Origin of the sequence: Egicoccus sp. AB-alg6-2 (assembly GCF_041821025.1) — a bacterium.
Classification (GTDB): Bacteria; Actinomycetota; Nitriliruptoria; order Nitriliruptorales; family Nitriliruptoraceae; genus Egicoccus.
Map to the genome: position 1 here is coordinate 1 of NZ_JBGUAY010000013.1, position 14,480 is coordinate 14,480.

Consider the following 14,480-nt stretch of genomic DNA (forward strand, 5'->3'; position numbering starts at 1 on the left):
CGCGGCTGCTCATGGTGGTCACCTCGCTCCTCGTGCTCTGCATGATTGTGCCGGCCACTGCCGATCACAGAGGGTCGCACTGCCGGAGGAATGTGTGTCCGCGCGTTGACACGGAAAACCACCGCGTGGAAATCGGCGTTGTATCGCGCGATTTGACGCAGACCAGGGGCGATGAGGTAAGCACCGTCACGAATCCGTGTGAATACGCGGCTGCCGAGGAGTCGTGGGATCCGTACGTTGATCAGATCGATTCTTCGTACTTCGAGTCCGGTGCCCGGTGGTATCGAGTGGATTGCACGGGCGGCGGATTCGTCTACCGCTGGTACGTGCCCGGGGAGAACGAGGGCGTCGGTCCGCAGGCATTGCTGCGCGAAGTCATCCAGACCGCGTTCGGGTCAGTCGATGCGGGAGTGGGGACGTTGCGGCTGGCGCCGGCGGATCCAGCGCCGCACATCACGGGGTTGCCCTCGTGGCTGGCGATCGAACCGGGGGACTGGGTCTCGAGATCGGCGACGGTCTCGGCGGGTTCGATCTCGGTGACGGCGACGCTCGAGCCGCAGCGGGTCGAGTGGACGCTCGGCGACGGGGGGACCCATGTGTGTGACGGACCCGGGGTGATCTATGACACCTCGCTCCCGTACGAGGCGCAGTCGACGGATTGCTCGTACACGTATGGGGTCGCGTCGACCCTGGAGGATCCGGACGGCACGTACCCGGTGTCCGCACACATCGTCTACGGCGCGTCCTTCGTGGTGGAGTCGCCGCTACCGGAGCTCAACGGCGAGTTCGACCTCGGTGAACTCGCAGGGCCGCCCACGACCGAGGACATCGCGGTGCGCCAGATCCAAGCCGTACGTACCAGCCGCAGCTGATCCACCCGCCGACCCACACGGACGCGCTGGTGAGGCCGGCAAACGCGGACCGGCATCGGAATGTGTGCGTTCTGGCGCGCATATGTAGGTGGTTGGACGCACGCATCGGCGAAATGGTGGCCGGGTTACTGGACGCAGAACTCGTTGCCTTCAGGGTCGGCCATGGTGGTGTGGGTGGAGCTGGGTTCGTCGACGCGGTACAGCTCGCGGGCGCCGAGTTCGGTGAGTCGCGCCACCTCGGCGTCGATGTTGTCCGTGCCGACGTTCAGGTCGAGGTGCACCCGGTTCTTGACCGTTTTTCCCTCGGGAACGGCGAGGAACAGCAGGCGGCGGGGCGCCGGATCCTCGAACGGGCCGACGTCGGCATCGGCCGGGTGGCGGATCGCCGACCCGGTGCGCCAAAACAGCGTCCCGTCGATCTCGACGACGTCCTCCTCCGTCACGACCCCATCGTCGAGCAACCGGCGGATCATCGTGTCGTCCGCCTCGAGCTCGTAGTGCAACGCGGCCGCCCAGAATCTGGCCTGGGCATGCGGGTCGTTCGCGTCGAAGGTGACCTGGAAGCCGATCGGCGTGGTCATGCCGCCTCCTCCCGCGGGTTTCCGACCTGCGCGTACAGGTCCCGGATGAACGCCATCTCGGCCGCGTGGTGGATCAGCTCACGGTTGACCCACCAGACGATGTCGAGCAACGGCAGGTTCGGGTCCAGCCCCCAGGGCATCTGGCTCCGCCCGACCGTGTCGAGGTCCTCGTCGTCCATCCGGCCCAGCGTCGCCCGCCAGCGACCGAGGCCGTCGAAGAGAAAGGCGACGCCCTCGGCGGCGGTACCCGGCCACTGGGTGCACAGCCCCTGCGGTGTCAGATCGTGGTCGCCGTCGGTGTAGTCCGAGCGCAGCAGCCCCATCTCGGCCAGGTGACCACCCAGCCACGCCAAGGTGCGGACCGTGCCGACGGGGTCGCGTTCGTCCTCGCGATCCCGCCGCCAGCCGCCGTCGATCGGGCGCACCGTCCATGCGCGCGGACCCGGTTCCCATCGCCACTCGTGGTCGTCGACGCCCGTCAGACGTTCCCGGAGCGCCTCGATGGAGGTGTCGAACTGCGCCAGCAGCGGCGCCAGACGAGCGGGCGTGTCCATGGACCGTCCTCCGAGGGGGTGCGCGGGACCTAGGGGTACCGTGCCGGAAACGCTACGAGGCGACGCGGACCATCGTGGTCCGGAAACGATCAGGGCCCGAGGACCGCATGAGTCAGCTGCCGCCACCGCCACCTCCGCCGGCGGAACACAACCCTCGTGACACGCTGACGAGTGAAGAGGTGCGCGCCATCGACGCGCTCGCCCAGGCGGCCCGCGCGGACAGCAAGTCGGACCTGTGGGCGTTCGCGTTCGACGGGCCACTGCGGTCGCAGGAGGCGCTGATCGCCACCATGCGGCTCGTTGGCCGCCAACACCTCGACCTCGAGGATGCCGCCATCGTCACCCGCGTCGGCACCAAGGTGCGCATCACCCAGACGCGGGACGTCACGCCGCGGACCGGAGCGATGGGCGGCGCCTGGCTCGGCATCCTGGCCGGGCTCTTCCTGGGCCCCGGTGGACCGCTGATCGGCGGTGCACTCGGTGCCGCGGCCGGTGGCCTGTTCGGCAAGTTGCGCGACTACGGCATCGACGACGACCAGATGCGTGCCATGGGTGAGGAATTGAGCGACGGTCAGTCGGCGCTGTTCCTGCTCGTGCGGGACTGCCACCGAGCCCGTGCCCTTCACGAGGTCTCACGCTTCCCCGGGCGGCTGCTGGCGACGACCGCCGACGAGGAGCTCGCGGGCGCCGTCCGGGAGCGGTTGACGAACGATCCGTGGGACTGACGTGACGCCCTCGTCGCCCGTCGCAGCCGACACGGTGGCGATGGCCCGCACCCGTTGGCTCGACGACCCCGTCGAGTCCGGACCGGCGGCCGGCTTCGGGGTCTACCTCCACGTGCCGTTCTGCCACCACCGGTGCGGTTACTGCGACTTCGCCACCGCCGCGGTCGGCGACCGGCGGGATTCCACGGCGCTGTTCGAACGCTACGTCTCTGCGCTCCGCACGGACCTGGCCCGTCAGGTCGCCGCCGGCCGCCGGGCCCTCGCACCGACTACCGCACGGGAGCACACTTCGGACGCCTGGCCCGCCGTCACGTCCATCTTCCTGGGCGGGGGCACCCCGACGATGCTCCCGCCGAAGCTCTGCGCGGCGGTCGTGCGCGCCGTCTTCGACGAGCTCGACGTCGCCGACGACGCCGAGGTGAGCGTCGAGTGCAATCCGGAGACGGCCAGCGAAGCCCTCTTCGCCGCACTCGTCGACGCCGGGGTCACCCGGATCTCCATGGGCGCCCAGTCCTTCACCCCGTCGGTCCTCGCCACCCTCGAACGCGGCCACTCGGCCGAGCGCCCGGTCGCCGCCGTCCGCCAGGCTCGGACCGCAGGGATCGGTGAGATCAACCTCGACCTCATCTTCGGCACGCCCGGCGAGACCGACGACGACTGGCGCGACACGCTGCACGCGGTGCTCGCCGCCGGCACGGACCACGTGTCGGCCTACGCGTTGACCATCCACGACAGCACCCCGTTCGGGCGCGCCATCGACCGCGGCGTCATGCCGGGACCCGACGACGACGTCCAGGCCGACCGGTTCGCGATCGCCCGCGACATCCTCGGTGCCGGCGGCTTCGAGCACTACGAGGTCTCCAACTGGGCGTTGGGGTCGGCCCGTCGCAGCCGGCACAACCTGCTCTATTGGCGGCACGGCGACTACCTCGCGGTCGGCGTCGGTGCGCACGGCCACCTCGCCGGCCGCCGGTGGTGGACCACCCGCTCGACGGCGCGCTACCTCACCGCCGTCGAGGAGGGCCGCAGTCCCGTCACTGGATCCGAAGAACTCGACCGCGACCAGCGGGCGCACGAACGCCTGCTGCTCGGTCTGCGGGTTCGGGAGGGGTTGCATCCCGCGGACGTGCCGCCGCTCGACCCGTTGGCCCTCGAGGATGCACTGGACGCCGGGCTGGTCACCACCGCCTGCGGCCGGTTGCAGTGCACCGAGCAGGGCTGGTTCCTCCTCGACGAAGCGGTCGGCCGCCTTCTGCCGTGAGCCGCCCGCGACGACGCTGGCGCAGCGGCGGTCTACATGCCGAGGCGACGACGGACGTCGGCGGACTGCCGCCGGGACACCGGGACCCGGGAGCGGTCGGCCATGACCAACTCGAGCGCGCCGCCCACGGACGGCAGCACCTCGCGGACATGGCGCAGGTTCACGAGGTAGGAGCGATGCGTGCGGCAGAAGTCGCGCGACAACCGGCGCTCGAGGTCCTGCAGGGTGAACGAGGCCAGCAGCGTCGTGTCTGCGGTGCGCAGTTCCGCGTAGCCCCGCCGTGCGTGGGCGAACAACACCTGGCGCTCGTCGACCAGGATGACGCGGTCACCCTTGTGCACCGGGATCCGGGCGGCGACCGGTTCCCGCGTGCTCGTCGTGTGCTCGTGCTCGGGCGTCGATGCCGGCCACTCCGTCCGTGTCGGTGCCGCGGGGCGGTGCTCGAGGGCACGCTCGAGGGCCCGGTGCAGCCGTTCGCCGTCGAAGGGCTTGACCAGGTAGTCGACCGCCTCGAGTTCGAAGGCGGCGACCGCGTGCTCGGGATAGGCCGTGGTGAAGATGACCGCCGGCGAGCGCGGCTGGCCGCGGAGGGCGTGCGCGAGTTCGAGCCCTCCCATGCCCGGCATGCGGACGTCGAGGAAGACGACGTCGTAGTCGATGGAGCCGAGCAGCGCCTGGGCCTCCTCGGCGGTCGCCGCTTCGCCGACCACGGTGACGCCCTGTACTTCGGAGAGCAGGAAGCGCAGTTCGTCCCGGGCCGGCGACTCGTCGTCGACGAGGAGGCATCGCGCCGGCTCGGTCGCCGTGTCCATGGTGGTCACCGAAAGCTCCTGGCTCATCGAAGAGGGATGCGCAGCCGCACGTCGGTCCCGTCGGCCGGTCGCGACCGGACGGTCAGTTCGTAGCGGTCACCGAACAGCAGGGCCAGTCGCTCGTCGATGTTGCGCAGCCCGACACCGCCCCGACGCAGCGGGGGCACGTCATCGAGGTGGCCTGGCGCCGCCACGGCTCCGTCCGGCGTCGATCCCTCACGCAGGCGCCGCAGCGTCGCGGCGTCCATACCGACGCCGTCGTCGCGCACGAGGATGTCGAGGGAACTCGCCAGCGGATCGACGCGCGCCCGCAGCGTCACGGTCCCACGGCCGACCTTGCGACTGATGCCGTGCTTGATCGCGTTCTCGATCAGCGGCTGGATCATCAGCACCGGCACCCGGACGCCGAGGACCTGCGGGTCGACGTCGTACTCCACCCGGAGCCCGTCGCCGAACCGCGCCTGCTCGAGGGTCACGTAGGTGCGGACGAAGAAGTACTCCTGCGCGAACTCCGCGAACTGACTCCGCTGGTCGATCGCATACCGGAAGAAGTCCGCAAGGCGGAGCAGCAACTGGCGCGTCTCGGACGGATCGGTCCGGGCTTTCGAGGCGATCGTGTTGAGCACGTTGAACAGGAAGTGCGGGTTGATCTGCGCCCTCAGCACCTCCAGCTGGGTGTCGGTCGACAGGCGCGCCTGCGCCTCGAGCCTTGCCAGCTCGAGATGCAGCGAGAGGACACCGGCGACGCCCTCGACCAGTTCGAGGCGCGGAGGTGTCGGCGTCTGCCGGTAGACCGTCACGGTGCCGACGACCTCGTCCGCGACCACCAGGGGGGCGAAGGCCGCCGATCCCAGCGGGCAGGCGGGCTCCCGACAGTTCACGTCGGTCGACACGGCCGCCCGCCCGGTCCGCATGACGCGTTCGCGTTCCGGCGCCCACAGCTCCGATCCCGGCGTGTGGTGGTCCGCTCCGGGTCCGGCGAAGGCCAGCATCCGTTCCCGGTCGGTGATGGCGACCGCGTCACCACCCAGCAGCGGCCGCAGGAGGTCGACGGTGCGCTCAGCCGCCTCGAGGGTCAGTCCCTGCCGCAGGGCCCCCGGCCCCGCACCCAGACGCGCGAGCGAGCCGACGTCGCCGTCGTCGCCACGCCGCCGGCGACGCTGCCGCGGACCGCGCAACACCGACGGGTAGCCCAGGATCACGAGGTTGGTGACGGCCAGCCCGACGATCAGCGTCGTCGTCGTCGGCAGGGGAGGAGCGACGATGAGCTGGCTGGCGACCCACACCAGCAGCCACGCCAGGCTGACCATGCCCATGAGCGGGCCGACGCCGCGGGTCATGCGTCGCGCCCCTGTCGTGCGGCCATCCTGGCGAAGCGTTCGACCTGGCGGTCGGCGGCGGTGCCGTGCATACGCAGCCACACGCCGGTGATGCCCGGAGGCGGCCCGTCGACCCGCGACACCAGGATCGTGACCAGCGCCGCGGCCGGTGCGGCCATCAGCGTGGGCGCCAGCAGCAGCGAGCCGAGGTCGTCGCTGTCGCCACCACGGAGCAGGCCGACCGCGAGCGATCCGATGACGACGAGGGTGCCGAGGGACATGCCCGCGATCGCGCCACGCGCGGAGACGCCGCGCCACCAGATCGCCAGCAGCAGCACCGGTGTCAGCGCCGAGCCCGCGAGCGCGAACGCCCACGTGACCAGCAACGCGACGACCGACGGAAAGCTCGACGACAACCGGGCCGGCTCCAGCGCCAACGCGACCAGGGCCGCAGCTGCGGAGGCGACCACCACCGCCAGCTGACCGGCTCGGATCGCCTGGCGCTGCGTGGCACGCGGGTTGAGGTAGCGCTCGTAGACGTCGTGGCCCCACGAGGCGGCTGCCGCCAGCAGCAGGCCGCCGATGGTGGAGATCATGGCGGCGAAGGCGGCGGTGGCGACCAGACCGAGGCCCGGTACGCCGGCATGGATGCGTCCCAGCGCCAGCAGCGCGTGCTCGGGCACGCGGAGGACGCCGTCGACGGTCAGGGCTCCGAGCCAGTCGTTGTCGGCGGCATGCTCGGCGATGGTGACCCGGGCGGCGGTTCCGAGCAGCACGGCCAGCGCGTAGAAGGCCCCCGCGAGTCCGAGCACCCAGACGGTGGTGAATCGGGTCGAGCGGCCCGTCGGCGACGTGAAGTAGCGGTTCATGATGTGCGGCAACCCGGCCGTGCCGAGCATCAGGGTGGTGAGCAGTGCGAACTGGCCGAGGCCGCCGTAGCGGGCGCCGGGTGTGCCGAAGACGGCCTCACGGTCCGGGCGTAGCCGGTCGGGGACCGTGGTCAGTTCCGCGCCGTCGTTGGCCGGCACCTGCAGGGGGACGGCGGACGCCTCCTCGACCGCGCCGGGATAGGAGAACCCCGACGACAGCACCAACGTCGCCAACCAGGACAGCACGACCAGCAGGAGGACGAACTGCAGCGCCTGGTTCCAGGTCGTGCCCCGCATCCCGCCGATGACGACCAGGGCGGCGATGAGCGCCGCCGACACGACGACGCCCGTCGCGTAGGGCGACAGGCCGCCGAAGCCACGCCCGACCAGCAACTCCCAGGTAATGCCCGAACCCACCGCCTGCGGCACCAGGTAGGCGAGCACCACCAACTGCACCACGACGACGGCGGCCAGGCGGACACGTTCGGAGGCGAACCGCTCGCCGAGGAAGTCCGGGAGCGAGATGCGTCCGAACCGGCGGAGCGGTGCAGCGACGAACAGCAGGACCGGTACGAAGCCGGCGGCGAACCCGGCCGCGTACCACACCCCGTCGAGCCCGCTCGCGTACACCGCGGCCGCGACACCGAGGAACGACGCCGCGGAGAAGTAGTCGCCGCAGATGGCACAGGCGTTGGTCATCGTCCCGACGCGTCGGCCGGCGAGGTAGAAGTCGAGGGTCGTCGCCCGGCCGCGGGCTCGTGCGGTGACGCTGACGAGCGTGCCGATGGTCGCGAGCACGAGCAGCAACGCGAAGGTCTGCGCGCTCACGGGCCGTCCTCGGCGTCGCCGTGATCGCCGGCGCGGCCGAGCATGCGGTCTTCGCTGCTGTCGGCCAGTGTGGCCGCGGCGAGGCCGAGTCCGACGAAGAACACGTACAGGCCGACCCCGGCCATCAGAAAGCTCGGGCTCATGCCACCGACGACCCGTGCGTCGATCCACCATCCTGACGACACCGTGAGCACCGGGATCGCGAAGGTCACGAGCAGGAAGAGCAGGCAGTACCCGACGGCGATCCGCCGCTGGGTGACGAACGCCGCGTCGACCTCGGCCGGCGCGTCGTACTCCTGCAGGTCGGCCAGGCCCTCGGCCGAATAGGACAGGGCGTTCTCGGGGTCCGGCTCGGCGTCCGGACGGCGTGCTGCCATCGCCGGCGAGCCTAGGTCACGTGGGTGTCCGGCCCAGCAGGTGGGTCGCCCTGGCGGCGAGCAACCCGCATCCGGCGACGAGGACGAGACCCGTCGACGGCATGCACACCTGCCAGTCGCACATGGCGTTCAGCCGCTGGAGCTGCCACAGCGGCAGGCCGATCGCCGTGACCGCCGCGATGGCGCCGTTGAGGCGTGCCAGCCCGCGGCGGGGAACCAGGCCTCCGGCGAGGCCGAGGAAGCCGGCGTAGAAGGTCCAGACACCACCGCCCTCCATGCCGGTGAAGCGCCCGGCGATGGTGTCGACCCAGGGCAGGAACGAGCCCACCAGGACGCCGATCGAGGCGACCAGCAGCAGCGGTTGACCGCGTCCGAGCGGTGGCCAACGACGGCGGCTCGCCGTCGTCGATTCCCGTGCATCCGCCGACACCGGCACGTCGCTCCCTTCCTCGTCCGCTGGCAGGTCTACGTCGCCGGTCGGGCGTGCGAAAGCGGCGATGACCGAGCGGCAGCCCGCGGGCATCGAACGGTGCGATCCCGGTCCCGAACGGTCGGACGTCGCCGCGGGCAACCGTTCGCGGAGCCGTCGGTGCCGTTCGCCGAGCCATCGCCGCCGCCCGACCCATCCGTGCTTGTACGCGGTGATCCCGCGGCTTTGTCTCGGCGTGATGGCCGCTTGGGAGAGCGGTCGGACGTGCCGGAAATCGACTTCTCGGGAGAGGGAACACTCGTGACCGAAGATGCCAAGCGCGCCTACTGGCGCCGCAACCTGCGCCTGATGGTGGCGCTGCTCTCGATCTGGTTCGTGGTCTCGTACCTGTTCGGCATCCTGCTGGTCGAGACCTTCAACCGCATCGTCATCAACGACTTTCCGCTGGGCTTCTGGTTCGCCCAGCAGGGCTCGATCGTGGCCTTCGTGATCCTGATCGGGATCTACGCCTGGCGCATGGACAAGCTCGACGAGGAGTTCGGCGTCGCCGAGGCCCGCCACCAGCGCGGAGGTGGCCGATGAGCACCCAGTTCTGGACCTGGATCTTCGTCATCCTGACGTTCGGCACCTACATCACGATCGCGTGGCGCTCCCGCGTCAAGGACACCAAGGGCTTCTACGTCGCCGGCCAGGGGGTGCCGACGGTCGCCAACGGCGCCGCCGTCGCCGCCGACTGGATGTCGGCCGCCTCCTTCCTGTCCATGGCCGGCATCATCGCCTTCGCGGGCTACGACGGCTCGGTCTACCTAATGGGCTGGACCGGTGGGTACGTGCTGCTCGCCCTGCTGCTGGCGCCCTACCTGCGCAAGTTCGGCAAGTACACGGTCCCCGACTTCGTCGGTGACCGCTACTCCGACACGGCCCGGTTGGTCGCCGTGGTCGCGGCCATCTTCGTGTCGTTCACCTACGTCGTCGGCCAGATGCGCGGCGTCGGGGTCGTGTTCAGCCGCTTCCTCGACACGACGGTGACCGTCGGCATCATGGTCGGCATGGGGATCGTGCTCTTCTACGCCGTCCTCGGCGGCATGAAGGGCATCACCTGGACCCAGGTGGCCCAGTACTCGGTGCTGATCGTGGCCTACCTGATCCCGGCGTTCGCGATCGCGGGCCAGTTGACCGGCATCCCGATTCCCCACGTGAGCTTCGGTCGCGTCATGACCGAGCTGAATGCCATCCAGCGCGAGCTCGGCTTCGACGAATATTCGTCGCCGTTCGTGCGCAACAGCCAGCTCAACGTCTTCCTGATCACCGCATCCCTGATGATCGGCACCGCTGGGCTGCCACACGTGATCGTGCGCTTCTACACCACCCGCTCGGTTCGCGCCGCCCGCTGGTCGGCGTTCTGGGCCCTGTTCTTCATCGCCCTGCTCTACACCACCGCACCCGCCGTCGGGGTCTTCGCGAAGTACAACCTGCTGCAGACGGTCGCCGAGCAGCCGCGCGCCGACATGCCCGCGTGGTTCGACGGATGGGAGGAGACGGGGCTCCTCGAGCACACCGACCTCAACGACGACGGCATCATCCAGTACACGCCGGACGAGGCGACCAACGAACTGCGCATCGACAACGACATCATGGTGCTCGCCACCCCGGAGGTGGCCGGCCTGCCCGGGCCGGTCATCGGACTGGTCGTCGCGGGAGGGCTCGCAGCGGCCCTGTCGACCGCCTCGGGACTGCTGCTGGTGATCTCGTCCTCGGTCGCACACGACTTCTACTACCGCCGGATGCGGCCCGACGCCACCGAGAAGCAGCGGTTGCTGGTGGGACGCCTCACGATGGCCGGTGCGGTCGTGATCGCCGGGTACTTCGGCGTCAATCCGCCGGGGTTCGTCGCCGAGGTGGTCGCGCTCGCCTTCGGCCTCGCCGCCGCCAGTTTCTTCCCCACCATCGTGCTCGGCATCTTCTGGAAGCGCGCCAACGCGCCGGGCGCGGTTGCCGGCATGGCCACAGGGTTGACGTTGACCGCCGCGTACATGGTCGGGGTGCTCTACCTCGGCGTCGAACCGATCTTCGGGATCAGCCCCCAGGGCATCGGCGCCATCGGTGCGCTGATCAACTTCGCCGTGACGATCGCGGTGACGCGCGCGACGCCGCCGCCCCCGGAGCACCTGCAGCAGTTGGTGGACTCGGTGCGGTACCCGTCGGGCGTCGACGCGGTGACGCCGGAGGAGATCGGCCGATGACCGACCGCTACCCGCCTCCCGCCGACTTCGCCTCGACGGCCCTGATCACCGACGACACCATGCACGCGGCGGGCCTGCGCGACCGCGAGGGCTTCTGGGCCGCCCAGGCCGAACAACTCGACTGGTCCACGCCGTTCGAGCGTCCCTTCGAGGGCACGCTGACCGACCCACGATGGTTCGTCGGCGGCCAGCTCAACGCGTCCTACAACTGCCTCGATCGCCACGTCGAGGCGGGCCTGGGCGACCGGGTCGCCTACCACTGGGAGGGCGAGCAGGACGATCGTCGCACGATCACGTACGCCGAGTTGCTCGACGAGGTGCAACGCGCCGCGGCAATGCTCCGGGATCTCGGCGTCGAGCGCGGGGACCGCGTGGCCATCTATCTGCCGATGATCCCGGAGCTGCCCCTCACAATGCTGGCCTGCGCTCGCCTCGGGGCCGCGCACTCGGTGGTGTTCGGCGGCTTCTCCGCCACGGCGCTGCGCGACCGCATCGAGGACGCCGGCTGTCGGGTGCTCGTCACCGCCGACGGCGCCCACCGCCGCGGCGGCGTCGTGCCGCTGAAGACCAACGCCGACGAGGCGGTGGCGGGTGAGACACCCATCGAGCACGTCGTCGTCGTGCAGCGCACCGGCGCCGACGTGACGCTGCAGGAGGGACGCGACCACTGGTATCACGAGATCCTGCCGCGCACGCCGGTCGACGTGCCGGCGGTGCCGGTCGACAGCGAACAGTTGCTGTTCCTGCTCTACACCTCCGGCACGACCGCCAAGCCCAAGGGGGTCATGCACACCACGGCCGGCTATCTCACCCACGTGGCGGCGACGACGCGGTGGACCTTCGACCTGCGTCCGGAGTCCGACGTGTTCTGGTGCGCCGCCGACATCGGCTGGGTCACCGGACACAGCTATATCGTCTACGGGCCGCTCGCCAACGGCGCCACGTCGGTGCTGTTCGAAGGGACCCCCGATCATCCCGGCCATGACCGGTTCTGGGACGTCGTCGAGCGCTACGGCGTGACGATCCTGTACACGGCGCCGACCGCCATCCGCTCGTTCATGAAGTGGGGTCGCGAGCACGTGGATGCCCACGACGTGTCGTCGTTGCGTCTGCTCGGCACGGTCGGCGAGCCGATCAACCCGGCGGCGTGGGAGTGGTACCGCGACGTCGTCGGCGCCGGTCGCTGCCCCGTCGTGGACACGTGGTGGCAGACCGAGACCGGGGGACAGATGATGACCCCGCTCCCGGGGTTGCATGCCGCCAAGCCCGGCTGCGCGATGCAGCCCCTGCCCGGCATCAGTGTCGAGGTGGTCGACGAGCAGGGTCGTCCGCTTCCGGGCCCGGGCGACGGCTATCTCACGGTCCAGCACCCATGGCCGGGGATGCTGCGAGGCGTGTGGGGCGACCCCCAGCGCTTCCACGACACCTACTTCTCACGGTTCGACGGCCGCTACTTCGCCGGGGACGGAGCGAGGATCGATGAAGACGGCGACATCTGGATCCTCGGACGCGTCGACGACGTCATGAACGTGGCCGGGCACCGGATCTCCACGGCCGAGGTGGAGTCCGCCCTCGTCTCGCACGACGCCGTGGCCGAGGCCGCGGTCGTGGGGCGCAGCGACGAGACCTCCGGCCAGGCCATCGCCGCGTTCGTGACCCTGCGTGGGACGGCCGAGGGTGACGCCGAACTCGAGCAGCTGCTGCGCCAGCACGTCGCCACGGTGCTCGGGCCGATCGCCAAGCCGAAGACGATCCTGTTCACGCCCGACCTGCCGAAGACCCGCTCGGGCAAGATCATGCGGCGCCTGCTGCGCGACATCGCCGAGGGACGCGACCTCGGCGACACGACGACGCTGGCCAACGCCGAGATGATGATCGAGCTCGGCGAGCGCGCCTCGGCGTCGCGCTGAGCCGGCCGTGGCGGCGCGGAAGGAGACGCCGCGTCGCCACGGCCATTCGGGGCCGAACGGTTAGACTCGGGTGTCCCCGTGTAGAGGGCTTTCGTTGCGACCTCGGATCGCCATCACCGTCTGGCGGCGTGAGCTGCCCACCTTCGTCGGCGCGCGCACGCTCCTGCACACGCTCGCCGACGAATACGTGACCAGCATCACCGAGGTCGGCGGAGCGCCGTTGCTCGTCCCGCACGTCCGTGACGAGGAGGATGCGGACGCGATCCTCGACGTCGTCGATGGGCTGGTCGTGGCCGGCGGAGGCGACGTCGACCCCGCCAGTTACGGCGCAGCGGACGCCGGCAGCAAGGACGTCGATGCCGCCGCCGACCGCAGCGAACTGGCGCTCATCCGGCGGGCCCGCGTCCGCGGACTCCCGACCCTGGCGATCTGCCGCGGCATGCAGTTGGTCGTGGTGGCCGAGGGCGGGACCCTGCACCAGGACATCTGCACGGTCGGCGGATGTCACGAGCCGATCTCCGACGATCCCGACGCGGTGCTGGCGGCGCGGCACCCGGTGCAGATCCTGCCCGACACGCGCCTCGCCGACGTGTTCGGCGCAGGGGAGCGGACCGTCAACACCATCCACCACCAGGCCGTCGCCGAGCTCCCCCCGACGCTGCGCGTCACCGCCCTCGCGCCCGACCAGGTCATCGAGGCGGTGGAGCCACGCGACGGGGACTGGCCGCTGCTCGCGGTCCAATGGCATCCCGAGAAGCTCGCCGGCGAGGACCGGCCGCTGTTCGCGGCCTTCCTCGAACTCGCCCGCCGCCACGCCGGCCGTCCTCACGTCGTGGCCGGCTGATGACCGTCCAGCCGGCCGGATCGGCCGAGGGCAACGCCGCCGCGACCGCACCCCGCCTCGACGACCTGATCCGGGCCGAGCGCGACATCGTCGACCGGCTCGCCGCGCTGGACGTCGAGGTGGACTTCGACGCCTTGTCGGTGGTCTCCAACGTCTACCGCGCGGCGTCGGCGATCCGGCGCCACATGGAACAGACGGTGTTGGGACCGGCGCAGCTGTCGTGGACCGCGTTCGTGACCCTGTGGGTGCTGTGGATCTGGGGCGAGATGGAGGCCCGGCACCTGGCGGCCGAGGCGAACGTGACCAAGGGGACGCTGACCGGGGTGCTCGACACGCTCGAGCGCCGGGAGCTGCTCGTGCGCCGCCGGCACGAGGACGACCGTCGCCTCGTCAGCGTTGCACTCACCGAAGCCGGCGAGCAGCTGATCGCCGCGGTCTATCCCGCGTTCAACGCGCAGGAGTCCCACATCGCCGCGCAGATCCCGGGCGACCAGCGCGAGACGATGGCGCACGGTCTGCGTGAGATCGTGCGGCGGCTGGGCGATTGACGCCGCGCCGCGCACCGCCGGCTTGCGCACCTGCGACCGCCCGGTACGCTTCCTCGTCTGATCGCTCGGAGCGCGCGAGCCGGCCGGGGTTGCGACAACGATCCCGAAGCCGCCGGTTTGGTGCCGCGGGAGCGCGGTTGCTAGCTTCCGCCCCTGCCCGAGCGGCACTGACAACACACGAGTTGCGCGGCAGCGCGATCAGGCCTACACTTCGTAGTCTGCTCGCACTGCCGAGTAGCACTGCCGACCGCTCGGTTGGCCGATCGCAGCAAGACGCGCTACCGTTCCGGGTCGCGTGACTGCGGTC

The 14,480-nt window shown here is 70.5% G+C and carries 15 protein-coding genes; 8 read left to right on the plus strand and 7 right to left on the minus strand.

The genetic code is table 11. The features are described 5' to 3' along the window. The coding region (locus ACERMF_RS17515) for a hypothetical protein (protein ID WP_373670442.1) at positions 1–872 on the plus strand (872 nt) is incomplete at its 5' end. Positions 873–997: 125 nt separating this feature from the next. Here the strand turns inward: ACERMF_RS17515 and ACERMF_RS17520 are convergent. Beyond that, positions 998–1,453, minus strand: coding sequence for a VOC family protein (locus ACERMF_RS17520; protein WP_373670443.1), 456 nt, complete (start codon positions 1,451–1,453; stop codon positions 998–1,000). Continuing rightward, positions 1,450–2,007, minus strand: a complete 558-nt coding sequence (locus tag ACERMF_RS17525) for a DinB family protein (RefSeq protein ID WP_373670444.1) — start codon at positions 2,005–2,007, stop codon at positions 1,450–1,452. The genes ACERMF_RS17520 and ACERMF_RS17525 overlap by 4 nt, the downstream gene beginning before the upstream one ends. A gap of 107 nt (positions 2,008–2,114) precedes the next feature. On the opposite strand from ACERMF_RS17525, the gene ACERMF_RS17530 reads away from it, so the two are divergent. Together ACERMF_RS17530 and hemW are read left to right on the plus strand one after the other, a co-directional pair. Next, positions 2,115–2,732, plus strand: coding sequence for a DUF1269 domain-containing protein (locus ACERMF_RS17530; protein ID WP_373670445.1), 618 nt, complete (start codon positions 2,115–2,117; stop codon positions 2,730–2,732). Positions 2,733–2,772: 40 nt separating this feature from the next. Further along, the gene (gene hemW, locus ACERMF_RS17535; protein ID WP_373670446.1) at positions 2,773–3,993 is read left to right on the plus strand and encodes a radical SAM family heme chaperone HemW; all 1,221 of its coding nucleotides are present in this window, start codon (positions 2,773–2,775) and stop codon (positions 3,991–3,993) included. Between the two features lie 32 nt (positions 3,994–4,025). Here the strand turns inward: hemW and ACERMF_RS17540 are convergent, their stop codons facing one another. From ACERMF_RS17540 to ACERMF_RS17560, 5 genes are read right to left on the minus strand one after another with little or no spacing between them, the layout of a single operon-like run. Continuing rightward, positions 4,026–4,805 (minus strand): LytR/AlgR family response regulator transcription factor, encoded by a 780-nt coding sequence (locus tag ACERMF_RS17540; RefSeq protein WP_373670456.1) that lies wholly within the window; start codon positions 4,803–4,805, stop codon positions 4,026–4,028. 23 nt (positions 4,806–4,828) lie between these two features. Further along, positions 4,829–6,145: a histidine kinase gene (locus ACERMF_RS17545; protein ID WP_373670447.1), complete on the minus strand. Its 1,317-nt coding sequence runs from the start codon at positions 6,143–6,145 to the stop codon at positions 4,829–4,831. Next, positions 6,142–7,821 carry a cation acetate symporter gene (locus ACERMF_RS17550; RefSeq protein WP_373670448.1) on the minus strand — a complete coding sequence of 560 codons (1,680 nt, stop codon included), beginning with the start codon at positions 7,819–7,821 and terminating at the stop codon, positions 6,142–6,144. The genes ACERMF_RS17545 and ACERMF_RS17550 overlap by 4 nt, the downstream gene beginning before the upstream one ends. Next, entirely contained in the window at positions 7,818–8,198 is a 381-nt protein-coding gene (locus tag ACERMF_RS17555; RefSeq protein WP_373670449.1) for a hypothetical protein, read from the minus strand. Before ACERMF_RS17555 ends, ACERMF_RS17550 begins: the two co-directional genes overlap by 4 nt. 16 nt (positions 8,199–8,214) lie before the next feature. Then, complete coding sequence (locus tag ACERMF_RS17560) at positions 8,215–8,634, minus strand: hypothetical protein (protein ID WP_373670450.1); 420 nt, start codon at positions 8,632–8,634, stop codon at positions 8,215–8,217. A gap of 294 nt (positions 8,635–8,928) precedes the next feature. On the opposite strand from ACERMF_RS17560, the gene ACERMF_RS17565 reads away from it, so the two are divergent. From ACERMF_RS17565 to ACERMF_RS17585, 5 genes are all read left to right on the plus strand, one after another. Beyond that, positions 8,929–9,210: a DUF4212 domain-containing protein gene (locus ACERMF_RS17565; protein WP_373670451.1), complete on the plus strand. Its 282-nt coding sequence runs from the start codon at positions 8,929–8,931 to the stop codon at positions 9,208–9,210. Then, entirely contained in the window at positions 9,207–10,871 is a 1,665-nt protein-coding gene (locus tag ACERMF_RS17570) for a sodium:solute symporter family protein (protein WP_373670452.1), read from the plus strand. The genes ACERMF_RS17565 and ACERMF_RS17570 overlap by 4 nt, the downstream gene beginning before the upstream one ends. After that, a complete protein-coding gene (acs, locus tag ACERMF_RS17575; RefSeq protein ID WP_373670453.1) occupies positions 10,868–12,781 on the plus strand; it encodes an acetate--CoA ligase in 1,914 nt (637 codons plus the stop codon). The genes ACERMF_RS17570 and acs overlap by 4 nt, the downstream gene beginning before the upstream one ends. A gap of 94 nt (positions 12,782–12,875) precedes the next feature. Further along, positions 12,876–13,625 carry a gamma-glutamyl-gamma-aminobutyrate hydrolase family protein gene (locus tag ACERMF_RS17580; protein WP_373670454.1) on the plus strand — a complete coding sequence of 250 codons (750 nt, stop codon included), beginning with the start codon at positions 12,876–12,878 and terminating at the stop codon, positions 13,623–13,625. After that, the gene (locus ACERMF_RS17585; RefSeq protein WP_373670455.1) at positions 13,625–14,173 is read left to right on the plus strand and encodes a MarR family winged helix-turn-helix transcriptional regulator; all 549 of its coding nucleotides are present in this window, start codon (positions 13,625–13,627) and stop codon (positions 14,171–14,173) included. The genes ACERMF_RS17580 and ACERMF_RS17585 overlap by 1 nt, the downstream gene beginning before the upstream one ends. Positions 14,174–14,480: the final 307 nt, after the last annotated feature.